Source organism: Streptomyces sp. NPDC058307, assembly GCF_042880295.1.
In the GTDB taxonomy this organism is placed as follows: Bacteria; Actinomycetota; Actinomycetes; order Streptomycetales; family Streptomycetaceae; genus Streptomyces.
The window spans coordinates 73,020-94,597 of sequence record NZ_JBHVYZ010000018.1; the positions used below are offsets into that span (position 1 = coordinate 73,020).

The window sequence follows — 21,578 nt, forward strand, 5'->3', positions numbered from 1 at the left end:
TTGGTCGCCGTGGGGGGCCGGGGGCGTCTGGCGGCCTCGGCTGCGTCGTGGCTGGTCGCGCAGTTCCCCGCGCCCCTGTGGGGGCTGCGCCCCCATGCCCCCGATTCGGGCCACCGGCCAGGCCACCGCACTGTACGAGGGGGAGCCGGCGGCCCGGCCGTCCTCTTGCGAGGCAGTTCAGTCAACCGGCTGGAAACTCTCCGCGACAGTGCGTGCACCCTGCGGATTCGGGCACTCCGATCACACCCCGTGTGAAGGCGGACCCACTAATCTGGCGGCACCGAGCCACCCGGGGGGCAAGGATGCAGCCCAACACTCTGCTCGACGCGATCCTCGACGAAGCCGGGATCTCGCACGCGGGGCTTGCCGCACATGTGAATCAGGCCGGGAGGGCGCGCGGCCTCGCGCTCCGGTACGAACACACCGCCGTGGCACGGTGGTTGAAGGGGCAGCGCCCGCGCGGCCAGGTGCCCGACCTGATCTGCGAGGTGCTCGCGGGCCGGCTCCGACGCCCCGTCACCCTCGACGACATCGGCCTCGGCGTGCCCGGCGAACCGTCCGCCCCGCACGGCACCTCCCTGTCCGGTTTCGTCGAGCGGGCCACCGCCCTGTGGCGCTCCGACGAACAGCAGCGCCCGCACATCCTGGGCGCCCCCGCGGTCACCGGCACGCCCGCCGTCATGCCCGTGTGGGAGTGGGAGAACCCGCCCGAGGACGTCGACGTCTCGCGTGGCGGCCGGCACCGGGTCACCCGCACCGACATCGAGATGCTCCGCGCGGCCCGCACCCACTACGAGCAGATGTACCGCAAGGCCGGCGGGGTGGCGACCCGGAGCCGGATCGTCGGCTTCCTCAACGCCGAGGCCGCCCCGCTGCTGCGCGGCAGCTACACCGACGAGACGGGCCGCCAACTGCACCGCGCCACCGGCGGACTGGTCGCGGTCGCCGGCATCTGCGCCTACGACTCCGACGCCCACGGTCTCGCCCAGCGCTACTTCCACCAGGCCCTCAGGCTCGCCAAGGCCAGCGGCGACCGGGGCCTCGGCGCCTACGTCATCGCGCTGCTGGTCAACCAGTCCCTGTTCATGCGGGAGTACCGCCAGGCCGTGGCCTTCGCCGAGGCCGCGCTCAGGGCCGCCGGCAAGCACATCACCCCGGCGCTCGCCTGCGACCTGTACGCGATGCAGGCCAAGGCGTACGCCCACCTCGGCGACGGCACGACCGCGCTGTCCTGCATCCGGCGGGCCGAGCAGGCCGCCGAACGCATCCGGCGCGGATACGAGCCCGACGAGACCGGGTATGTCCAGCCGGGCCTCGTCAACGTCCAGGTGGCGGAGGCGCTCCTCAGCCTCGGCGAGCTCGCGGCAGCGGCCGCGCACGCGGCGGCCGCCGTCGACAACCCGGCCCACGACCGGGGACGGGTGCACCGGCTCGCCATGCTCAGCACGATCGAGCTGCGCCAGGGCAACGCCGACAAGGCGGTGGCCACGGCCGTGCAGATGGCGGAACAGGCGCGGGGAATGGAGTCCCAGCGGCTGCGCGACAGACTCAGAGCGGTGCGCGAACACCTGGTCCGCAGCGGCTGCGCGGGCACGTCCGAGGCAGCCGAACTGATCGACGGCGCACTGCGCGTGCCCCTGTAGAGCGGCACACGGACGCCGACACCCCACAGTCCCTGCTGCGATATTGCCACTTACTCGACGGAAGGTGGCAGAACCGTGCAGTGGACGAAACAGAACGAACGGACTGTGTATGAAAACCGCTGGTTCCGCGTCAATCTCGCCGATGTCGAGCTGCCGGACGGCCGGCATCTCGACCACTTCCTGATACGGCTGCGCCCGGTCGCCGTCGCCACGGTGGTGAACGAGGCCAACGAGGTCCTGCTGCTGTGGCGCCACCGCTTCATCACCGACAGCTGGGGCTGGGAGCTCGCCGCGGGGGTGGTCGAGGACGGCGAGGACATCGCCGTCGCGGCCGCCAGGGAACTCGAGGAAGAGACCGGCTGGCGGCCGGGGCCGCTCCAGCACCTCATGAGCGTGGAGCCCTCCAACGGGCTCACCGACGCCCGGCACCACATCTACTGGGCCGACGAGGGCGAGTACATCGGGCACCCCGTGGACGACTTCGAGTCCGACCGCCGGGAATGGGTCCCCCTCAAACTCGTTCCCGACATGGTCGTCCGCGGGGAGGTCCCGGCCGCCAACATGGCGGCCGCGTTACTCCTGTTGCACCATCTGAGGCTCGGTCAGGACTCCTTGCCCTGATCCCCCCGGAGTGCCCCGAAGCCTCAGCGGCCGAGGGCCTGCCAGATCGCCACGACGAGCGCGCCCACGGCGGTGATCGCCGCGACTGCGGGAAGCGGCCAGCGGGCGTGCTCCAGGGCGATGATCCGTGCGCTCAGATCGTCGATCTCCTTGTCCGTCTGTTCCGTGCGATGACTGAGCAGAGCCAGTCCTCCCTCGACGCGGGCGTACGCGACATCGAGGCGACGCCGTAACTCTGCGAGTTCACCATGGACCACGGGATGCTCCGGGTCGGCGGTCACGGTCCGCTCCTTTCTGTAGTCGTCCCATCCCTTGCATGCGCATGAAGAGTCAACTCGCCTGGTGGGCGCGTGGCGAGAGTGTGCGAGCGGCATATGCGAGCCCTCCGCGCACACGGTGTGTGAATGACGCGGGCCCGGCACTCGCAGGAGTGCCGGGCCCGTGTTCGTAGCACTGTGTAAGCAGCACCCTGGAACGGACAGTGTGCAGGTCAGCCGTAGGTGTAGAACCCCGAGCCGGTCTTGCGGCCCAGCCGGCCCGCGTCGACCATGCGCTGGAGCAGCGGGGGAGCGGCGTACAGCGGCTCTTTGTATTCCTCGTACATCGAGAAGGCGACCGAGGCGACGGTGTCCAGGCCGATCAGGTCGGACAGCTTCAACGGGCCCATCGGGTGGGCACAGCCCAGCTCCATGCCGTTGTCGATGTCCTCGCGGCTAGCGATGCCCGACTCGAACATCCGGATCGCGGACAGGAGATACGGGATCAGCAGCGCGTTGACCACGAAGCCGGAGCGGTCCTGGGCGCGGATCGCGTGCTTGCCGAGCAGCTTCTCGGCGAACTGCTGGGCGCGGGCCAGGGTGCCCTCGGAGGTGGTGAGCGCCGGGATCAGCTCGACGAGCTTCTGCACCGGAGCCGGGTTGAAGAAGTGGATGCCGACGACCTGGTCGGGCCGCGAGGTGGCGACCGCGAGGCGCACCAGCGGGATGGAGGAGGTGTTGGAGGCCAGGATCGCGTCCGGTCGGGTCACCACCTGGTCGAGGACCTGGAAGATCTCGGTCTTCACCTGCTCGTTCTCCACGACGGCCTCGATGACCAGATCGCGGTCCGCGAACTCGCCGAGGTCGGTGGTGAAGCTGAGGCGGGCCTGCGTCGCCGCCAGCTCCTCCTCGGTGATCTTGCCGCGTTCGGCGGCCTTCGTCAGGGAGTTGAACAGCCGGGTACGACCGATCTCCAGGGCCTCGCCCGTGGTCTCGGCAACCCTCACGTCCAGACCGGCACGGGCGCACACCTCGGCGATGCCCGCCCCCATCTGGCCGCAGCCCACCACTCCTACGCGCGCGATGTCTCCGGCCGGGAAGTCCGTCACTTCGTCCCTTTCGCTGATCTTCACCTGGGGGCAGGACGGCCGTGGCCGGATCCTGCTCCGTTCGAGCACGTTACTCCCAAGTATCGATGATCGATCGTCCGGGTCCGGCATCGTTCGGGCATTCTGGGGCGCTGAGACGATCCGTGACCGAGCGGATCCATGGTGTTGGGGGAGTGTGCATGGGACGTCTGTCACGCCGGGCCTTCGCGCTGGCCGCGCTGTCCACCCTGACGACGGCCTCGGGAGCGGCCGCCGCGCCGGGCCGCCCGAGGAAGCGGACGGCGACCGGGATGCGGGGCGTGTGGCTCGCCACCGTGTCCAACCGGGACTGGCCGTCGAAGCCGGGGCTGAGTGCCGCACAGCAGCGCGCGGAGCTGATCGCCCACCTGGACCGGGCGGCGGCGGACCGGCTGAACGCGGTGATGTTCCAGGTGCGGCCCACCGCCGACGCCCTGTGGCCCTCGCCGTACGAGCCCTGGTCGCAGTACCTCACCGGGACGCAGGGCGTGGATCCCGGCTGGGACCCGCTCGGCACCGCCGTCACCGAGGCGCACCGGCGGGGCCTGCACCTGCACGCCTGGTTCAACCCGTATCGCATCGCCAACCACGCCGACCCGACGAGGCTGGTCGCCTCCCACCCCGCCCGCGTCCACCCGGACTGGGTGGTGCCGTACGGCGGGAAGCTCTACTACAACCCCGGACTGCCCGAGGTCCGCGCCTTCGTCCAGGACGCGATCCTCGACGCGGTGCGCACGTACCCGGTGGACGCGGTCCACTTCGACGACTACTTCTACCCGTACCCGGTGGCCGGCCAGACCTTCGACGACGACGCGGCCTACGACGCGTACGGCGGCGACTTCCCGACCCGGGCCGACTGGCGGCGGGACAACATCGACAAGCTGGTCCTGGAGACCGCGGCCCGCATCAAGCGGATCCGGCCCACCGCGCGGTTCGGCATCAGCCCCTTCGGGGTGTGGCGCAACGCGGCCACCGACCCGCTCGGCTCGGACACACGCGCGGGTGTGCAGTCGTACGACGACAACTTCGCGGACACCCGCAAGTGGGTGCGGGAGGGCTGGATCGACTACCTCGTGCCGCAGCTCTACTGGAACATCGGCTTCGCGGCGGCCGACTACGCCGCACTCGTGCCCTGGTGGGCGGAGCAAGCGCGCGGCAGCAGGACCAGGCTGTACGTCGGCGAGGCGCTCTACAAGGCGGGGGACCCGGCGCAGCCCGCAGCCTGGCAGGACCCCGCGGAGCTGTCCCGGCATCTCACGCTCGCGCGCGAGTACCCACAGGTGCGCGGGCATGTCTTCTTCGCCGCCAAGGAGGTCACCGCCGACCGCATCGGGGCGATGGCGCGGGTGGTCGCCGACCACTACCAGGAGCCGGCGGCGCCCCCGCGCCGGGTCACCGGGCGGTCTGCTGGAACCGGTGCCTGATCTCGGTGTCGGGGCCGGGGGAGCACACCCCCTCGTGCCCGTCCTCGAAGCGGACGCGGTACGGGGGATTGCCCCCCTGACCCATCACCTCGACGATCTCGCCGACCTTGTCCTGCTGTCCGACCACCCTGCCGTGCTGCACAAGCTGGTCGCCCACGGTTGCACGCATCGTCTGGGGCCTCCTCATCACCAAGTGCGGGAGTAGCGGTCCGTGGCCCCGATTTTACGGCGCGGGGGCCCGGTTGGACCGGCGCGTGCGCGCCGTCAGCCCCGCGCCCGCTGGGTGACGGCGATGCACACGAGCACCGCCGCGGCCGTCAGCGGGGCGGCCACCGTCAGGTGCTCGCCGAGCAGCAGCACCGACCACACCAGTGTGAGCAGGGGCTGGGCCAACTGCAACTGGCTGGCCCTGGGGATCCCGATCGCCGCCATGCCCCGGTACCAGACGACCAGGCCGAGGAACTGCGAGCCCGCCGCCACCCAGAGCAGCCCGGCGACACTGTGCGCGGTGAGGTGCACGGGCTCGTACGACAGCGCGAGCACCGCCGCGGGCACGCCGATCGGCAGGCACAGCACCAGCGCCCAGGCGATGACCTGCCAGCCGGGCATGACCCGGGCCAGCCGGCCGCCCTCGGTGTAGCCGGCCGCGCACACCAGCAGCGCGGCGAAGAGATACAGGTCGGCGGTGGTCAGCGCACCGCCGCTCTGCTGCACGGTGAAGGCGACCACGGCGGCGGCGCCCGCCAGCGCGGCCGTCCAGAAGGTGCGCGAGGGACGGGTGCCCATGCGCAGGGCGGAGAACAACGCCGTCGTCAGGGGGAGCAGACCTACCACGACCGCCGCGTGCGCGGTGGTGGACGTCTGGAGAGCGAGCGTGGTCAGCAGCGGGAAGCCGACGACGACCCCGGCGGCGACGACCGCGAGCCCCGGCCGGTCCCGGCGGCTGGGCAGCGGGACGCGCAGTGCCAGCAGGCCGCCCGCCGCGACGAGGGCCGCGAGGACGCTGCGCACGGCGACGAGGGACCAGGGCCCGAAGCCTTCCAGACCCCACGCGGTGGCGGGGAAGGTGAGGGAGAACGCGGCGACCCCGAGAGCGGCCTGGAGGGTGCCGAAGGTCCTGGCGGGAGCGGGAACCGCTATCCCGGCCGGTGCGATAGCGCTACTCTGTACTCTCATGCAAGAGCGTAGCAGCGTCATCGAACTGGCGGAACAGCTGCGGCGAGAGTTGGACCGCTACTCACCTGGTGGAAAGCTCCCGTCGAGCCGGGCCCTCGTCGACCGGTTCCGGGTCAGCCCGGTGACCGTCTCCCGTGCCCTCGCGCAGCTCGCCGCCGAGGGGCTGGTCGTCACCCGCCCCGGCGCCGGTGCCTTCCGTGCGCAGCCGCGCACCACCGCCACCGCGGCCGGGGACACCTCCTGGCAGGAGGTCGCACTGAGCGCCGACGGCGCCGGCGACCTCGTACCGCGCTCGGTGGACGCGTCCGGTGTCCTGGTCTCGCTGGCCGCCCCGCCGCCCGGGGTGGTCGAGTTCAACGGCGGCTATCTGCACCCCACCCTCCAGCCGGAGCGCGCGATGTCCGCGGCCCTGGCCCGTGCGGGCCGCCGCCCGGGGGCCTGGGGACGGCCGCCGACGGAGGGACTGCCGGAACTGCGCGAGTGGTTCGCGCGCACCATCGGCGGCGCGGTCACCGCCGCGGAGGTACTGATCGCCGCGGGCGGGCAGTCCGCGCTCACGACCGCGCTGCGCGCGCTGGCCCCGCCCGGCGCAGCCGTGCTCGTCGAGTCGCCCACCTACCCCGGCATGCTGGCGATCGCGCGCTCGGCCGGCCTTCGCCCCGTCCCTGTCCCGGTGGACCCGCACGGGGTGAAGCCGGGCCTGCTCGCCGACGCGTTCCGGGCGACCGGCGCCCGGGTGTTCGTGTGCCAGCCGCTGTTCCAGAACCCGACCGGCGCGGTACTGGCCCCCGAGCGCCGGGGCGAGGTGCTGCGGATCGCCCGCGAGGCCGGTGCGTTCGTCGTCGAGGACGATTTCGTACGGCGGCTCGTGCACGAGGACGCGGGCCCCTTGCCGCGTCCGCTGGCCGCCGACGACCCCGACGGAGTCGTCGTCCATGTGAGCTCGCTGACCAAGGCGACCTCGCCGAGCTTCAGGGTGAGCGCGCTCACCGCACGCGGCCCGGTGCTGGAGCGCCTGCGCGCGATCCAGATCGTCGACACCTTCTTCGTCCCCCGTCCCCTCCAGGAGGCGGCCCTGGAACTCGTCGGCTCGCCGGCCTGGCCCCGCCATCTGCGCACGATCTCGGCCGAGTTGAAGACCCGCCGGGACGCGATGACCACCGCCCTCCGCCTCGACCTTCCCGAACTCGCCCTCCCGCACATCCCGTCGGGCGGCTACCACCTCTGGCTCCGCCTGCCCGACGGCACGGACGAGACCGCCCTGACCGCAGCGGCCCTCCGCGCGGGCGTCGCGATCACCCCCGGCCGCCCGTACTTCAGCGCCGAACCTCCCGCCGCCCACGTCCGGTTGAGCTTCGCGGCGGTGGCCGGGGCGGGTGAGATCGCGGAAGGGGTACGACGGCTCCGTACGGCCTGTGACGAGGTGCTCCCGGCGAAAAGGGCTCGACTCCGGCTTCCGTGACCTGCCAACGTCACGGCCATGACCGACACCCCGCCCCTCGCCGAGGGCTACGAGATCTCCACCGACCCCGAGCGCCTCGACGCCGGACGGGTGCACCACTGGCTGTCGACCGACGCGTACTGGGCGATGGGGCGGCCCCGGGAGAAGCAGGACCGGGCGATCGCCGGGTCGCTCAACTTCGGGGTGTACGCGGTGGAATCGGGGGATCAGGTGGCGTACGCCCGGGTCATCACCGACCTGGCCACGTTCGCCTGGCTGTGTGATGTGTACGTCGACCGGTCGGTGCGGGGCGAGGGGATCGGCACGGCGTTGGTCGGGGCCGTGTGCGAGCACCTGCGGCCCTACGGTCTCCGGCGGATTCTGCTCGCCACCCATGACGCCCACGGGGTGTACGAGAAGCTGGGGTTCGCGCCGCTCGCCGAGCCCGATCGGTGGATGGCACTGGTCCTCGGGCAGTGAGCCCCGGGGCACCCTCGGTAACTCCCCGGTAACGCCCCTTGACCTGCGCACTTTCGCGGCTCACCATCGCCGCATGCAACTTCGGGTCACGTTCGTCGCCGCCGCGCGCAGTTCCTCGCTGCTGGCCGAGCGGTTCGAGGACGACCGTCCGCTGGACCAGGCCGGCTGGGACGAGGTGCTCGGTGTGGCGCACGAGCTGCTGCCCCTCGCGGCGGCCGAGCTGCGGTACTGCTCGCCCACGCCCCGCAGCCGCGCCACCGGGGACGCCCTCGGCTACTCCCCTCTGGTCCAACTCGCGCTGCGGGACTGTGACATGGGGCGCTGGCGCGGACTGACCCTCGGCGAGGCGATGGCCCGCGAGCCGGAGTCCGTGGACACCTGGCTCGCCGACCCACGGGCGATCCCGCACGGCGGCGAGTCACTGCTGACCTTCATCTCACGGGTGGGGGAGTGGCTCGACACCCGGCCGGTGGAGGACGGCGGCCGGGTCGTCGCCGTCGCGGAACCCGCGGTGATCCGGGCCGCGCTGGTGTACGCGCTGAAGGCTCCGCCGTCGACCTACTGGAACATCGACGTACGCCCCCTGTCGGCGACCACCGTGACCGGCAGGGCGGGCCGCTGGAGCCTGCGCTTCGAGGGGGTCCCGACGCAGCCTGCGCGGGCCTAGGGGGGCGAGGCTCGGCGTCGTGAGTTGTCTCGTGCCAGTGGGTGTGGGGCGTTGTGCCGTGTTGCGTGGCTGACGGTCCGGGGCGGCGGCTGTCAGTCGTTCCCCGTGTCCAGGCGCCGGGCGTCGCCGGTCGGCTCGGCCGCGTCACCCGCGCCCGTGGTCTCGCGCGTGTAGTCGGTCGTCAGGAGCAGGTCCTTCGCCGGGCCGCCGACCCGCCACACCGTGCGCCAGTGGTCCGCGTCCAGGACGGTGAAGTCGCCGCGGTAGAGGTCCGCCGCGCAGGGGTGGTCCGCGACATGGTGGCCGGAGGTCAGGTCGAGGTCGTGGAAGGGGCGCCCGTCGGAGAAGCGGACGTGCGCCGTGCCCGGTGTCCCGCCCGGCAGGAACCGAAGGGTCCGTTCCGCGGGGCGTGGGACGCCCTGCCAGACGAAGACGCCCGACTCCTGGGAGAGCAGTCCGCCGTCCTCCAGTCGGCCGAAAGCAGTAGTACCGGAGAACCGGCCCTCGTCCCCGCTCGCCAGATCCCGCACGGTCCGCTCGGTCCGCCAGCTCCCGGCCAGATACCCCAGCACATCCGTCACTGGCCAGAACCCGCCCATCCGCCCCGCCCCTCCGATCCCTTCCGACACTTTCGAAGCCGCGCGACCCGTTGACGCTCCAGATCACTCTCCCTATCTTGCCGTTCGAAGTGCTGATCATCGTTTGATATTTCGAACGTCACTTTCGACAGAGAGCCGCGGAGCATCCATGTCACGCACCCGCTGGAGACTCGGTCTCAGCGCCACCGCCTTCCTGGTGGCCGCCGGTCTGGTCCCCGCCCCCGCCCATGCCGAGGACGTCACCGACTACGCGATCACCGTCGACCCGGCCGCCAAGGGCGCGAAGATCGACGACACGATGTACGGCGTCTTCTTCGAGGACATCAACCGGGCCGCCGACGGCGGTCTGTACGCCGAACTCGTGCAGAACCGGTCCTTCGAGTACTCCACCGCCGACAACTCCTCGTACACCCCGCTGACCTCATGGACCGTCCAGGGCACCGCCCAGGTGCGGGACGACAGCGGGCGCCTCAACGAGCGCAACCGCACCTACCTCTCCCTGGCCGCCGGTTCGTCGATCACGAACGCCGGATACAACACCGGCATCCACGTGGACGAGGGCAAGAAGTACGACTTCTCGGTGTGGGCCCGCGCGGACGCCGGCACCGCCCTCACGGTCTCCTTGCAGGACGCCGACGGCACGCTCGCCACCGCCCGCAGGGTCGCCGTGACGAAGAGCGGCTGGGCCCGGTACAAAGCCACCTTCACCGCGACGAAGACCAGCAGCAACGGCCGTCTCACCGTGGTCTCCTCCGCGGCGGCCGCCCTCGACATGGTCTCCCTCTTCCCCCGCGACACCTACCGCGGTGAACCCAACGGGCTGCGCAAGGACCTCGCCGAGAAGATCGCCGCCCTGCACCCGGGCTTCGTGCGCTTCCCGGGCGGCTGCCTGGTCAACACGGGCTCGATGGAGGACTACAACGAGGCCTCCGGCTACCAGCGCAAGCGCGCGTACCAGTGGAAGGACACCATCGGCCCGGTCGAGCAGCGCGCGACCAACGCCAACGTCTGGGGTTACAACCAGAGTTACGGTCTCGGCTACTACGAGTACTTCCGCCTCTCCGAGGACATCGGCGCCATGCCGCTGCCCGTCGTCCCCGCCCTGGTGACCGGCTGCGGCCAGAACAAGGCCGTCGCCGACGAGGCACTGCTCAAGCGGCACATCCAGGACACCCTCGACCTGATCGAGTTCGCCAACGGCCCGGCGAGCTCCACGTGGGGCAAGGTGCGGGCGAGGATGGGCCACGCCAAGCCGTTCCACCTCACCCACATCGAGGTCGGCAACGAGGAGAACCTGCCGGAGGAGTTCTTCGCCCGGTTCAAGGAGTTCCGCGCCGCCATCCAGGCGAAGTACCCGGACATCCAGGTCATCTCCAACTCCGGCCCGGACGACTCGGGTACCACCTTCGACACGGCCTGGCAGCTCAACAGGGACGCCAAGGTCGACATGGTCGACGAGCACTACTACAACAGCACGCAGTGGTTCCTGCAGAACAACGACCGCTACGACTCCTACGACCGCAGCGGCCCGAAGGTCTTCCTCGGCGAGTACGCCTCCCAGGGCAACACCTTCAAGAACGGCCTCGCCGAGGCCGCGTTCATGACGGGTCTGGAGCGCAACGCCGACGTCGTCAAACTCGCCTCCTACGCCCCGCTGTTCGCCAACGAGGACTACGTCCAGTGGCGCCCGGACCTGATCTGGTTCAACAACCACGCCTCCTGGAACTCCGCCAACTACGAGGTCCAGAAGCTGTTCATGAACAACGTCGGCGACCGCGTGGTGCCCTCCACCGCCACCGGCACGCCCTCGCTGCTCGCCCCGATCACCGGCGCCGTGGGCCTCTCGACCTGGGCCACGACGGCGGCGTACGACGACGTACAGGTCACCGGTGCCGACGGGAACACCCTGCTCACCGACGACTTCAGCGGCGGCGCCTCCCAGTGGACCCACACCGGCGGCGGCAGCTGGAGCGTCCAGGACGGGCAGTACGTGCAGAGCGACGTGAACGCCGAGAACACCATGGTCTCGGCCGGCGACCCGTCCTGGCACGACTACGACCTGAAGGTGAAGGCCACCAAGAAGGCCGGCAAGGAGGGCTTCCTCGTCGCCTTCGGGGTGAAGGACACCGGCAACTACTACTGGTGGAACATCGGCGGCTGGAACAACACCCAGTCCGCCGTCGAACAGGCCGTGGACGGCGGCAAGTCGACGCTGATCTCCAAGGCCGGATCGGTCGAGACCGGCCGCGCCTACGACATCGACGTCAAGGTCCGCGGCCGTCAGGTGACCCTCTACCTCGACGGGCAGGAGTGGGGCGGTTTCACCGACGACAAGCCGGCCGAGCCGTTCCGCCAGGTGGTCACCAAGGACCAGAAGACCGGTGACCTGATCGTCAAGGTCGTCAACGCCCAGGACGCGGCCGCCCGTACGGCGATCGACCTGGGCCGGGCCAAGGTCGCCTCCAGGGCCCGGGTCACCACCCTGGCGGCCGGCCCCGACGCCGTGAACAGTGAGACGTCGACCGCCGTCGCCCCGGTGACGTCCACCTTCGACGGGGTCGCCGGGAAGTTCTCGTACACCTTCCCGGCGAACTCGGTCACCTTCCTGAGGATCAGGCAGAGGTAGCCGACGGGTCGGCGGGCTGCTGTCCGACGGGCAGCAGCCCCCGCTCGCCGAAGACCTTCTTCGCCACGGCCATGGCGTTCAGGGCCCTGGGGAATCCGCAGTACCCCGCCGACTGCAACAGCGCCTCGACGATCTGCTCGGGGGTCAGGCCCACGTTCAGGGCCGTGTTGATGTGCACCTCCAGCTGGGTCTCACAGCCGCCGAGCGCGGTCAGCATGCCCAGTGTGACCAACTGGCGGTCGCGGGGGACGAGTTGTGGTCGCGAGTAGATCTCGCCGAACCCCCAGGCGATGATCTGGTGGCTCATCTCCGGGCTGACGTCGGCGAGCGAGTCGACGACCAGCTGCCCTACCTCGGGGTTGACGCTCCCCAGCATCTCCAGGCCGCGCGCGAAACGCTCCTCGCGGGTGGTGCTCTCGCTCATGTCGGCTCCCTTTGCCCGTACATCCCCCTCGGCCGCCGTTGGCCTCCGGGTCGTACGGAGTTCACTTCACCGCCATCGGCGGTCGGACAACCAACCGTATGCACCCATGGTCTAAATCGGCGCAGCGACAAACGCACGGGGTGAACACCCCGGACGGGGGCCTGAATTGACCAGCCAACAGGGCATGCGACCGACCGTCCCGCCCGAGCCGAAGACAGCGAACGACCTCATGGGGGAGCGGCCACCGCCCGGACCGGGGCAGGCCGCCCTGCTGGCGGTGGCCATCACCGTCGTCGTGCTCTGCGCGGCCGACGCCGTCGCCCGCAGCTACCCCTTCGGACCGCGCACCCGGAACGTCAACGACCTGGGAAACCAGTACGTCCCCTTCCACGCGCACCTGTGGGACCTGCTGCACGGACGGGGCACCGGCGGCCTCCTCGTCAACTGGCAGTCGGGATTCGGCACCAGCTTCCTGCCCGATCTCGGCACCTATCTCACCAGCCCGTTCGCCCTGCTCGTGGCGGTGTTCCCGCGGGACGAGATCGATCTCGCGGTGTATGTGATCACCGTGCTGAAGATCGCGTGTGCCGGTGCCGCGATGGCCTGGCTGCTGCTGGGGCTGCGGCCCGGGCGCTGGTGGGCGGCGGGTCTGCTGGGCGCGTCCTACGCCCTGTGCGGCTGGACCCTGGCTGCCGCCTCGTACAACCTCATGTGGCTCGACGGGCTGATCGCCCTGCCGCTGCTGTGCCGGGTCGGCGAGTGGATCCTCAGCGGCCGGCGCCCGCTGCTCGGAGTGCTGGTGGTGACGGCCGCCTGGATCGCCAACTTCTACACCGCTTACATGGCCACCCTCGCCGCCGCCCTGGTGTTCCTGCTGCGGCTGTGGCTGGCCGACCTGCCCCGCCGCCGCAGGCTCACCGCGGCGGGCCGGGCCGCCGTGACCTTCGCCCTCGGCATGGGACTGGCGGCGCCCCTGGTGACGGTCGTGTACTTCGGCAGCGCGCACGCCTCCGAGGGCCGGTTCACCCGGTTCGCTCCGGTGGGCGCGCAGGACCTGCTGGCCCGGCTGCTGCCGACGACGTACAGCTTCGGCTCCCCGGCGCTCTTCGTCGGCACCACGGCCCTGCTGCCCGCCCTCGCCCTGCCCTTCCACCGGGCGGCTCCCCGCCGGGTGCGGGCCGGGTGGACGCTGCTGGTGCTCGGCGTGACCCTGTCGATGCAGTGGGGCCCGACCCATCTGCTCTGGCACGCCTTCGCGGAACCGCAGGGCAGTTCGTACCGCCAGACCTTCGTGGTGTGCGCCCTGCTGGTGATCGCCGCCTGGCACACGCTGTCCTACGGCCCCCTCGACCGGCGTGCACTGGCGGCGGCGGCCGGGCTGCTCGCGCTGATCGCGGTCGTCGCGAGCGGCAGTCACCTGGTCCGCTCCTTCGCCTGGCCGGTGTTCCTGACGGCGGCCGTGGGTGCGCTGCTCGGGCTGGTCCTGCTCGGCCGTGAGCGGCCCGTGCTGCGCAGGGCCCCGGCCGCGCTCGCCGCCGTCCTGCTCCTCGGCACGCAGGTCGGCGAGGCCACCGCCACCTCCGCCGTGGCCACCCGGATGCGGTTCGGGCACATGGACGACTACGCCCCCTGGGGTGACCGGCAGCAGGACCAGGCGGACGCGATCGCCCAAGCCGACGGCTGGCCCCGCTACCGCACCGACCCGGGCCGGGAACACACCGTCGGCAACGACCCGCTGGAGGTCGGCGGGCAGGGCGCCCAGTACTACAGCAGCCACACCTCGGCCGTGTTCAGCAGCACGCTCACGGCCCTCGGCGGCGGCTGGACCTCGGGCGGCCGCAGCCTCCAGAGCCTGGACAACGCGGTCACGGACGTCATCTTCTCGGTGGGCGCCCGGGTGCACTCCCCGCCGGACCCGCACCAGAACTGGTTCCCGCAGGACGGCACCGGCGAGAGTGTGACCCGCGAGGACGTCCCGCCCCTGGTGACGGTACGGCCGTCCGCCGCGACCGGTGCCTTCGGGCCGTCGCCGTACCGCAACCAGGAGCTGCTGCTGGGCACCCGCGTCTACACCCTGCCCCGCATCACCGTCCTCAACGGCGCCGGGAAGCCCGCGGACCGCAGCACCGACCGGCGGCAGGGGGTGCGTACCGGAGGGAAGGCGACGATCACCGCACGGTGCCGGGCGGGGAGCGAGGTCTACCTCTGGGCGCCGCACTTCGCCGGTACCGCCCGGCTCGATGGCCCCTCCGCCCACGGGCTGACGGGACGGTTCAGGGCCGACTGGCGGCCCCTCACCAAGATCGCCGCAATGGAGCGGCTCGGCACGGTCCCGGACTCCGGCCGCCTCACGATCGAACTGTCCCCGAGCCGGATGGGTGTCGTGCCGGACCAGGCGGTCGGCTGCCTGGACACCGGGCGCCTGCACGCCGTCGTACGGCGGCTCAAGGCCTCCGGCGCCTCCGAGGTGACCGTCTCCGGCTCTGGCGGCACGGTCCGGGCCGAGCTCCCGGCGGGCAGCAGGGGCGTCGCCGTGGTGGCCGCGCCCCGGATCGCCGGCTGGCGCTGCGCCGCCGGTGACGCGGCCTCCGCACCCGCGAAGGAGTACCACGGCCTGGTCGCCGTCCCCCTCGACGGCACCGCGACCCGAGTCACCTGCGCTTTCCATCCGCCCGGGCTGCGCCTGGGTACGGCGGTCGGGGGCGGTGCGCTCGCGGTTCTCGCCGGGTTCGGTGTGCTGGGCGCGGTGCGTCGGCGCCGGGACAGGGGACGGCGGACGGTGACGTAGCTCCCCGGTTCCCGGCTCACGGGGCGAGGAGCGGAACCCGTGGGTCAGGGCGTCGCCGCGCGGAAGAGGGCGAGGAGTGCCTCGCCCTGCGGACTGTCCGCGTCGAAGAACTGCGTGGCCAGTTCGGGCGGGACGGCTGCTCCGTGCATACGGATCTCGTTACAGCTGAAGCAGAACGCCGCCTCGAAGAGAACCAGATCGAGGGAGTCGTCGTAGGCGCGAATGCTCCAGCCGGGGGAGAAGCCGCAGCGGTGCTGTGAACTGCCCGGCAGGGACCCGATCAGGGCCAGGGCCTCGACCGCTTCGTCCCCGGCCCAGTGGGCGACCGTCCGCCCGGGGTACGGGGTGCCCCGTCGGACCGGCAGGGCGGAGATACGTACGACCTCGATCAACGAGGTGGCGGCCACGGATTCTGCTGGGATCTGCACGAGGACAGTCTCTCCCCCCGCCCCCCACCTGTCGGCAGGTCGGCTATTTCTTGCATAAACGTGCATGCAAACGTATAGTCATGCCGTCCAGGAGGAGGATGACATGGCGGTACGTGCGGCGGTGGCCGGAGCGAGCGGGTATGCGGGCGGTGAGGTCCTGCGACTGCTCCTCGCGCACCCCGAGGTCGAGGTCGGCGCGCTGACCGGCAACTCCAACGCCGGCCAGAGGCTCGGCGCGCTCCAGCCGCACCTGCTGCCGCTGGCCGACCGGGTACTCCAGGAAACCACGGCCGACGTGCTCGCTGGACATGACGTCGTCTTCCTCGCGCTGCCGCACGGACAGTCCGCCGCCGTCGCCGAACAGCTCGGCCCGGACGTCCTCGTCGTCGACATGGGCGCCGACTTCCGACTGAAGGACGCGGCCGACTGGGAGAAGTTCTACGGCTCCCCGCACGCCGGCACCTGGCCCTACGGCCTTCCCGAACTGCCGGGCGCCCGCGCCGCGCTGGAGGGGACCAGGCGCATCGCGGTGCCCGGTTGCTACCCGACCGCCGTCACGCTCGCCCTCTTCCCGGCCTACACCGCAGGCCTCGCCGAGCACGAGGCCGTGATCGTCGCCGCCTCCGGCACCTCCGGCGCGGGCAAGGCGCCCAAGCCGAACCTGCTGGGCAGCGAGGTCATGGGCTCCATGTCGCCGTACGGCGTCGGCGGCGGCCACCGGCACACGCCGGAGATCGTCCAGAACCTCAGCGCCGCGGCCGGTTCCGAGGTGAGCGTCTCCTTCACCCCGACCCTCGCGCCGATGCCCCGCGGCATCCTCGCCACCTGCAGCGCCAAGGCGCGGGACGGCGTCACCGCCGAGTCCCTCCGCGCCGCCTACGAGAAGGCCTTCGCCGACGAGCCCTTCGTGCACCTGCTGCCCGAGGGCCGGTGGCCGGCCACGGCGTCCGTCTACGGTTCCAACGGCGTTCAGGTGCAGGTCGTCCTCGACGAGGCCGTGGGCCGCATCATCGTGATCAGCGCCATCGACAACCTGGCCAAGGGCACCGCGGGCGGTGCCGTCCAGAGCATGAACATCGCCCTCGGTCTCCCCGAGGAGCTCGGTCTTTCCACGATCGGAGTCGCACCGTGAGCGTCACGGCAGCAAAGGGATTCCAGGCGGCCGGTATCGCCGCCGGAATCAAGGAGAACGGCAACCCGGACCTGGCCCTCGTGGTCAACACCGGGCCCCGCCGCGCCGCCGCCGGCGTCTTCACCTCCAACCGCGTGAAGGCCGCGCCGGTGCTGTGGTCCGAGCAGGTCCTCAAGAGCGGTCAGCTGTCGGCCGTGGTCCTCAACTCCGGTGGCGCCAACGCCTGTACGGGTCCCAAGGGCTTCCAGGACACGCACGCCACCGCCGAGAAGGTCGCCGAGGTGCTGGACATCGGCGCGGGTGAGGTGGCCGTCGCCTCCACCGGGCTCATCGGCCTGCTGCTCCCGATGGACAAGCTCCTGCCGGGAGTCGAGACCGCCGCGGCCCAACTGTCCGAGCACGGCGGTGAGAAGGCCGCCATCGCCATCAAGACCACCGACTCCGTCCACAAGACGTCCGTCCTGACGAAGGACGGCTGGACCGTCGGCGGCATGGCCAAGGGCGCGGGCATGCTCGCCCCCGGACTCGCCACCATGCTGGTCGTCCTCACCACCGACGCGGACCTGGAGAGCGAGGCCCTGGACAGGGCACTGCGGGCCGCGACCCGGACCACCTTCGACCGCGTCGACTCCGACGGCTGCATGTCCACCAACGACACCGTGCTGCTGCTCGCCTCCGGCGCCTCCGAAGTCACCCCGGAATACACGGAGTTCGCCGAGGCCGTACGGCAGGTCTGCGACGACCTCGGCCAGCAGCTGATCCGGGACGCCGAGGGCGCCAGCAAGGACATCAAGGTCGAGGTGGTGAACGCCGCGAGCGAGGACGACGCCGTCGAGGTCGGCCGCTCCATCGCCCGCAACAACCTCCTCAAGTGCGCGATCCACGGCGAGGACCCCAACTGGGGCCGCGTGCTCTCCGCGATCGGCACCACGAAGGCCGCCTTCGAGCCCGACCAACTCAGCGTCGCCATCAACGGCGTCTGGGTGTGCAAGAACGGCGGCGTCGGCGAGGACCGCGACAAGGTCGACATGCGCTACCGCGAGGTGCACATCGTCGCCGACCTCGCCGCCGGGTCCGAGACCGCCACCATCTGGACCAACGACCTCACCGCCGACTACGTCCACGAGAACAGCGCCTACTCGTCATGAGCACTGGATCCACCCGTAAGCACACCGCGCTCCCCAAGGCCCAGATCCTCATCGAGGCGCTGCCCTGGCTGGTCCGCCACAACGGCAAGACCGTCGTCATCAAGTTCGGCGGCAACGCCATGATCGACGAGGACCTCAAGGCCGCCTTCGCCCAGGACGTCGTCTTCCTGCACCACGCCGGGCTCAAGCCGGTCGTCGTGCACGGCGGCGGCCCGCAGATCAGCGCCGCCCTCGACAAGCACGGCATCGTCAGCGAGTTCAAGGCCGGCCTGCGCGTCACCACCGAGGACGCCATGGACGTCGTACGGATGGTGCTCGCCGGGCAGGTGCAGCGCGAGCTGGTCAACCTGCTCAACCAGCACGGGCCGCTCGCCGTCGGACTGACCGGCGAGGACGCGCACACCATCAGCGCCACCAAGCACCGGCCCGAGATCGACGGCGAGCTGGTCGACATCGGGCGGGTGGGCGAGATCACCGCGATCGACACGGGCGCCATCCAGGCGCTGCTCGCCGACGGCCGGATCCCGGTCGTCTCCTCGATCGCCCGTAGCCAGGACGACGGACATGTCTACAACGTCAATGCTGATACGGCGGCTGCGGCACTCGCTGCTGCTCTTGACGCCGAAACCCTCATGGTCCTCACGGACGTCGAGGGCCTCTACGAGGACTGGCCGCACAGCGACGAGGTGATCAGCCGCCTCACGGCTTCCCAACTGGAGAAGCTGCTGCCGGAGTTGAGCTCCGGCATGGTCCCGAAGATGGAGGGCTGCCTGCACGCCGTGCGCAACGGCGTGACCACGGCCCGGGTCATCGACGGGCGGGTCCAGCACTCGATCCTGCTGGAGATCTTCACCGACGAGGGCATCGGCACGATGGTCGTGCCGGACGCGCAAGAGGGGGATGCCGTATGACCGACAATCAGGAGCTCACCCAGCGGTGGCAGGGCTCGCTCATGAACAACTACGGCACCCCGCGCCTCCCTCTCGTCCGCGGTGCGGGCCTCAAGGTCTGGGACAGCGAGGGCAGGCAGTACTACGACTTCGTCGGCGGCATCGCGACCAACGCGCTCGGCCACGCCCACCCGGCGATCGTCGAGGCCGTCAGCAAGCAGATCGCGTCCCTCGGCCACATCTCCAACTTCTTCATGGCGGAGCCCACCGTCGCCCTCGCCGAACGGCTGCTCCAGCTCTTCGGCCGGGACGGCAGGGTCTTCTTCTGCAACTCCGGCGCGGAGGCCGTCGAGGCGGCCTTCAAGATCGGCCGGCTGACCGGGCGCACCCACATGGTCGCCACCGACGGCGGCTTCCACGGCCGGACCATGGGCGCCCTCGCGCTCACCGGCCAGCCCGCCAAGCGGACCCCCTTCCTGCCGCTGCCCGCCGACGTCACGCATGTGCCGTACGGCGACGCACAGGCCCTGGCCGCCGCGGTCACCGAGGACACCGCACTTGTCGTCATCGAGCCGATCCAGGGCGAGAACGGTGTCGTGGTGCCCCCGGCCGGCTACCTCAAGGCGGCCCGGGCGATCACCGCGGCCAAGGGCGCGCTGCTGGTCCTGGACGAGGTGCAGACCGGCGTCGGCCGTACCGGGCACTGGTTCGAGTACCAGGCCCACGAGGGCGTGCTGCCGGACGTGGTCACCCTCGCCAAGCAGCTCGGTGGCGGACTGCCGCTCGGCGCGACCGTCGCCTTCGGGCGGGCCGCGGAGCTGCTCCAGCCGGGCCAGCACGGCACGACCTTCGGCGGGAACCCGGTCGCGTGCGCGGCGGGTCTCGCCGTCCTCGACACCATCGCGAACGACGGGTTGCTGGAGAACGTCAAGCGGCAGAGCGAGAAGCTGCGGGACGGAATCGAGTCACTCGGGCACCCCCTGATCGACCATGTCCGGGGTGCGGGACTCCTCCTGGGTATCGTGCTCACCGAGCCGCTCGCGCCGCAGGTGCAGCAGGCGGCTCAGGACGCCGGATTCCTGGTGAACGCGCCCGCCCCCGATGTCGTACGGCTGATGCCGCCGCTGAACCTCGGCGACGACGAAGTGGACGCGCTTGTTCAGGCTCTCCCCGGCATCCTGGGTGCCGCCGAGGGAGACGGATGATCCGGAGAATGAGACGACGATGAGCCATGCGCAGGATCACGAGCACAACGGGGTCGCGGGGCCCGCGGTGCCGCAGACGCGTACCGCGCGCCACCGCCGGATCGTGGACATCCTCAACCGGCAACCGGTGCGGTCGCAGAGCCAGTTGGCGAAGCTGCTGTCCGACGACGGGCTGAGCGTCACGCAGGCGACGCTCTCCCGGGACCTCGACGAGCTGAACGCGGTGAAGATCCGCAACAACGACGGGGATCTCATCTACGCGGTGCCCAGTGAAGGGGGTTTCCGGACCCCTCGGGCGCCGTTGGGGGAGTCCGCCAAGGAGGAGCGGATGCGGCGGCTCTCCCAGGAGCTGCTGATCTCCGCGGAGGCTTCGGCGAATCTCGTGGTCGTGCGGACCCCTCCGGGGGCTGCGCAGTTCCTGGCGTCGGCCATTGATCAGGCCGAGCTGCAGGACATCTTGGGGACGATTGCCGGGGACGACACGTTGATGCTGATCAGCCGGAACCCTACGGGTGGGCAGGCGCTGGCCGAGCATTTGTTGCGGTTGGCTCAGAACGGGCACTGAAGGTTGTTCGTCGGGTGCGGGCGCGTGGGGGCTGGTCGCGCCCACGCGGCGGAGCCGCACATCGACACAGCCCCGCGCCCCCAAAAATCTCACCCGAGCCTAGCTGCCAAGCCCCCCGTGCACCGCACCTCATCGCCCGCCGTGATCAGCAACGCCTCCACGTCCGGCAAGGACTCCAGCCACGCCAGGCCCTCCCGTGAACCCATCGCGAACGCCGCCGTCGCCCAGCAGTCCGCCCAGGTCACGGTCGGGGCGACCACCGTCACCGCCAGCAGGTCCGTCACCGCGGAGCGGCCCGTGCGGGGGTCGACGATGTGGGCGCCGCGTTCTGCCGTGCCGGACGTCGCCACGGCCAGCTCCGCCGCACCCGCCGCCGAGACCACCGCGGCCAGGCCGCCCGGTCGAAGGGGGTCCGACACCCCTACCCGCCACGGGCGTTCCGGGCCCGGTACGCCCAACAGCTGGACGTCTCCGCCGCCGTTGACGCTCACCCCGGTCGCGCCCGCGAGGGCCATGCGGCGGGCCGCGCGTTCCACCGCCCAGCCCTTGACGATGCCGGTCGGGTCGAGGCGGCCCTCGTAGCGCAGGCTGAACCAGCCGTCGCTCAACCGCTCGGCCTCGGCGCCGAGTTCGAGGACCTCGGCGACCTCGGGATCGCAGTCGTCGAGGCTCAGCTCACCGCGGGCCAGGCGGGAGACCTGGCTGTCGTCGCGGTAGGTGCTGAACACCTCGTTCACGCGGTGCAGTTCCGCCACCGCCTCCCGCAGTGCCGCCTGCACGGCGAGGGGTTCCCCGCCGCGGACGTCGAAGGAGAAGACCGTCCCCATGACCTCCTCCGCGTGACGTACCGCGGCGGGAGCTTGTGCCGGCTCGGCCACCGTGTCAGCCACCGGCCTGGTCCAGCGCGGACTGGAGCGACTTCTTGTAGCCCTCGCTC

At 71.2% G+C, this 21,578-nt stretch carries 21 protein-coding genes; 13 read left to right on the forward strand and 8 right to left on the reverse strand.

Annotated elements, in window-relative coordinates:
* The first annotated feature begins 302 nt into the window (after positions 1-302).
* Entirely contained in the window at positions 303-1,643 is a 1,341-nt protein-coding gene (locus tag ACFVYN_RS15875) for a transcriptional regulator (protein WP_389998159.1), read from the forward strand.
* Positions 1,644-1,718: 75 nt separating this feature from the next.
* Complete coding sequence (locus ACFVYN_RS15880; RefSeq protein ID WP_389998161.1) at positions 1,719-2,264, forward strand: NUDIX hydrolase; 546 nt, start codon at positions 1,719-1,721, stop codon at positions 2,262-2,264.
* A gap of 23 nt (positions 2,265-2,287) precedes the next feature.
* Here ACFVYN_RS15880 and ACFVYN_RS15885 read toward each other — a convergent pair whose 3' ends face one another.
* Complete coding sequence (locus tag ACFVYN_RS15885; protein ID WP_389998163.1) at positions 2,288-2,545, reverse strand: hypothetical protein; 258 nt, start codon at positions 2,543-2,545, stop codon at positions 2,288-2,290.
* A gap of 209 nt (positions 2,546-2,754) precedes the next feature.
* Positions 2,755-3,630: a 3-hydroxybutyryl-CoA dehydrogenase gene (locus ACFVYN_RS15890; RefSeq protein ID WP_389998165.1), complete on the reverse strand. Its 876-nt coding sequence runs from the start codon at positions 3,628-3,630 to the stop codon at positions 2,755-2,757.
* A 179-nt stretch (positions 3,631-3,809) separates the two neighbouring features.
* Here ACFVYN_RS15890 and ACFVYN_RS15895 point away from each other — a divergent pair, with 179 nt between their 5' ends.
* Positions 3,810-5,072 carry a glycoside hydrolase family 10 protein gene (locus ACFVYN_RS15895; protein ID WP_389998167.1) on the forward strand — a complete coding sequence of 421 codons (1,263 nt, stop codon included), beginning with the start codon at positions 3,810-3,812 and terminating at the stop codon, positions 5,070-5,072.
* Here ACFVYN_RS15895 and ACFVYN_RS15900 read toward each other — a convergent pair.
* Both ACFVYN_RS15900 and ACFVYN_RS15905 read right to left on the reverse strand, forming a co-directional pair.
* Entirely contained in the window at positions 5,041-5,241 is a 201-nt protein-coding gene (locus tag ACFVYN_RS15900) for a DUF1918 domain-containing protein (RefSeq protein WP_389998169.1), read from the reverse strand. The genes ACFVYN_RS15895 and ACFVYN_RS15900 overlap by 32 nt on opposite strands.
* A gap of 95 nt (positions 5,242-5,336) precedes the next feature.
* A complete protein-coding gene (locus tag ACFVYN_RS15905; protein ID WP_389998172.1) occupies positions 5,337-6,248 on the reverse strand; it encodes a DMT family transporter in 912 nt (303 codons plus the stop codon).
* Here ACFVYN_RS15905 and ACFVYN_RS15910 point away from each other — a divergent pair.
* The 3 genes from ACFVYN_RS15910 (at position 6,247) to ACFVYN_RS15920 (ending at position 8,836) form a co-directional block, all read left to right on the forward strand.
* The gene (locus ACFVYN_RS15910; protein WP_389998175.1) at positions 6,247-7,710 is read left to right on the forward strand and encodes a PLP-dependent aminotransferase family protein; all 1,464 of its coding nucleotides are present in this window, start codon (positions 6,247-6,249) and stop codon (positions 7,708-7,710) included. The genes ACFVYN_RS15905 and ACFVYN_RS15910 overlap by 2 nt on opposite strands.
* A gap of 18 nt (positions 7,711-7,728) precedes the next feature.
* Entirely contained in the window at positions 7,729-8,169 is a 441-nt protein-coding gene (locus ACFVYN_RS15915; protein ID WP_389998176.1) for a GNAT family N-acetyltransferase, read from the forward strand.
* Positions 8,170-8,242: 73 nt separating this feature from the next.
* Positions 8,243-8,836, forward strand: coding sequence for a histidine phosphatase family protein (locus tag ACFVYN_RS15920; RefSeq protein WP_389998178.1), 594 nt, complete (start codon positions 8,243-8,245; stop codon positions 8,834-8,836).
* 92 nt (positions 8,837-8,928) lie between these two features.
* Here the strand turns inward: ACFVYN_RS15920 and ACFVYN_RS15925 are convergent, their stop codons facing one another.
* Positions 8,929-9,435, reverse strand: a complete 507-nt coding sequence (locus tag ACFVYN_RS15925; protein WP_389998181.1) for a DUF6314 family protein — start codon at positions 9,433-9,435, stop codon at positions 8,929-8,931.
* 148 nt (positions 9,436-9,583) lie between these two features.
* Between ACFVYN_RS15925 and ACFVYN_RS15930 the strand changes: the two genes are divergently transcribed.
* Positions 9,584-12,061 carry an alpha-L-arabinofuranosidase C-terminal domain-containing protein gene (locus ACFVYN_RS15930; protein ID WP_389998184.1) on the forward strand — a complete coding sequence of 826 codons (2,478 nt, stop codon included), beginning with the start codon at positions 9,584-9,586 and terminating at the stop codon, positions 12,059-12,061.
* Here ACFVYN_RS15930 and ACFVYN_RS15935 read toward each other — a convergent pair.
* The gene (locus ACFVYN_RS15935) at positions 12,048-12,485 is read right to left on the reverse strand and encodes a carboxymuconolactone decarboxylase family protein (RefSeq protein WP_389998186.1); all 438 of its coding nucleotides are present in this window, start codon (positions 12,483-12,485) and stop codon (positions 12,048-12,050) included. The two genes, ACFVYN_RS15930 and ACFVYN_RS15935, sit on opposite strands and share 14 nt — an antisense overlap.
* Before the next feature lie 184 nt (positions 12,486-12,669).
* On the opposite strand from ACFVYN_RS15935, the gene ACFVYN_RS15940 reads away from it, so the two are divergent.
* Complete coding sequence (locus tag ACFVYN_RS15940) at positions 12,670-15,273, forward strand: YfhO family protein (RefSeq protein ID WP_389998188.1); 2,604 nt, start codon at positions 12,670-12,672, stop codon at positions 15,271-15,273.
* 44 nt (positions 15,274-15,317) lie between these two features.
* Here the strand turns inward: ACFVYN_RS15940 and ACFVYN_RS15945 are convergent, their stop codons facing one another.
* Entirely contained in the window at positions 15,318-15,701 is a 384-nt protein-coding gene (locus ACFVYN_RS15945; protein ID WP_389998191.1) for a hypothetical protein, read from the reverse strand.
* A 103-nt stretch (positions 15,702-15,804) separates the two neighbouring features.
* Between ACFVYN_RS15945 and argC the strand changes: the two genes are divergently transcribed.
* Genes argC through ACFVYN_RS15970 form a run of 5 tightly spaced genes read left to right on the forward strand, consistent with a single transcriptional unit; the run spans position 15,805 to position 20,641 of the window.
* Positions 15,805-16,833 carry an N-acetyl-gamma-glutamyl-phosphate reductase gene (gene argC, locus ACFVYN_RS15950; RefSeq protein WP_389998193.1) on the forward strand — a complete coding sequence of 343 codons (1,029 nt, stop codon included), beginning with the start codon at positions 15,805-15,807 and terminating at the stop codon, positions 16,831-16,833.
* The gene (gene argJ / locus ACFVYN_RS15955; RefSeq protein WP_389998196.1) at positions 16,830-17,981 is read left to right on the forward strand and encodes a bifunctional glutamate N-acetyltransferase/amino-acid acetyltransferase ArgJ; all 1,152 of its coding nucleotides are present in this window, start codon (positions 16,830-16,832) and stop codon (positions 17,979-17,981) included. Before argC ends, argJ begins: the two co-directional genes overlap by 4 nt.
* Complete coding sequence (gene argB, locus ACFVYN_RS15960) at positions 17,978-18,892, forward strand: acetylglutamate kinase (protein WP_389998199.1); 915 nt, start codon at positions 17,978-17,980, stop codon at positions 18,890-18,892. The genes argJ and argB overlap by 4 nt, the downstream gene beginning before the upstream one ends.
* Positions 18,889-20,076 (forward strand): acetylornithine transaminase, encoded by a 1,188-nt coding sequence (locus ACFVYN_RS15965; RefSeq protein WP_389998202.1) that lies wholly within the window; start codon positions 18,889-18,891, stop codon positions 20,074-20,076. Before argB ends, ACFVYN_RS15965 begins: the two co-directional genes overlap by 4 nt.
* A gap of 19 nt (positions 20,077-20,095) precedes the next feature.
* Positions 20,096-20,641, forward strand: coding sequence for an arginine repressor (locus ACFVYN_RS15970; protein WP_389998205.1), 546 nt, complete (start codon positions 20,096-20,098; stop codon positions 20,639-20,641).
* Positions 20,642-20,730: 89 nt separating this feature from the next.
* Here ACFVYN_RS15970 and ACFVYN_RS15975 read toward each other — a convergent pair whose 3' ends face one another.
* On the reverse strand, positions 20,731-21,531 hold the full coding sequence (locus ACFVYN_RS15975; protein ID WP_389998208.1) for an FAD:protein FMN transferase: 801 nt from the start codon (positions 21,529-21,531) through the stop codon (positions 20,731-20,733).
* Between the last annotated feature and the right edge of the window lie 47 nt (positions 21,532-21,578).

Excerpts from the sequence above, each read along its gene's own strand:
- ACFVYN_RS15875 (WP_389998159.1), top strand. The coding sequence starts at position 303 with ATGCAGCCCAACACTCTGCTCGACGCGATCCTCGACGAAGCCGGGATC.
- ACFVYN_RS15895 (WP_389998167.1), top strand. The coding sequence starts at position 3,810 with ATGGGACGTCTGTCACGCCGGGCCTTCGCGCTGGCCGCGCTGTCCACC.
- ACFVYN_RS15900 (WP_389998169.1), bottom strand. The coding sequence starts at position 5,241 with ATGCGTGCAACCGTGGGCGACCAGCTTGTGCAGCACGGCAGGGTGGTC.
- ACFVYN_RS15910 (WP_389998175.1), top strand. The coding sequence starts at position 6,247 with ATGCAAGAGCGTAGCAGCGTCATCGAACTGGCGGAACAGCTGCGGCGA.
- ACFVYN_RS15905 (WP_389998172.1), bottom strand. The coding sequence starts at position 6,248 with ATGAGAGTACAGAGTAGCGCTATCGCACCGGCCGGGATAGCGGTTCCC.
- ACFVYN_RS15915 (WP_389998176.1), top strand. The coding sequence starts at position 7,729 with ATGACCGACACCCCGCCCCTCGCCGAGGGCTACGAGATCTCCACCGAC.
- ACFVYN_RS15920 (WP_389998178.1), top strand. The coding sequence starts at position 8,243 with ATGCAACTTCGGGTCACGTTCGTCGCCGCCGCGCGCAGTTCCTCGCTG.
- ACFVYN_RS15925 (WP_389998181.1), bottom strand. The coding sequence starts at position 9,435 with ATGGGCGGGTTCTGGCCAGTGACGGATGTGCTGGGGTATCTGGCCGGG.
- ACFVYN_RS15930 (WP_389998184.1), top strand. The coding sequence starts at position 9,584 with ATGTCACGCACCCGCTGGAGACTCGGTCTCAGCGCCACCGCCTTCCTG.
- ACFVYN_RS15935 (WP_389998186.1), bottom strand. The coding sequence starts at position 12,485 with ATGAGCGAGAGCACCACCCGCGAGGAGCGTTTCGCGCGCGGCCTGGAG.
- ACFVYN_RS15940 (WP_389998188.1), top strand. The coding sequence starts at position 12,670 with ATGCGACCGACCGTCCCGCCCGAGCCGAAGACAGCGAACGACCTCATG.
- argC (WP_389998193.1), top strand. The coding sequence starts at position 15,805 with ATGGCGGTACGTGCGGCGGTGGCCGGAGCGAGCGGGTATGCGGGCGGT.
- argB (WP_389998199.1), top strand. The coding sequence starts at position 17,978 with ATGAGCACTGGATCCACCCGTAAGCACACCGCGCTCCCCAAGGCCCAG.
- ACFVYN_RS15965 (WP_389998202.1), top strand. The coding sequence starts at position 18,889 with ATGACCGACAATCAGGAGCTCACCCAGCGGTGGCAGGGCTCGCTCATG.
- ACFVYN_RS15970 (WP_389998205.1), top strand. The coding sequence starts at position 20,096 with ATGAGCCATGCGCAGGATCACGAGCACAACGGGGTCGCGGGGCCCGCG.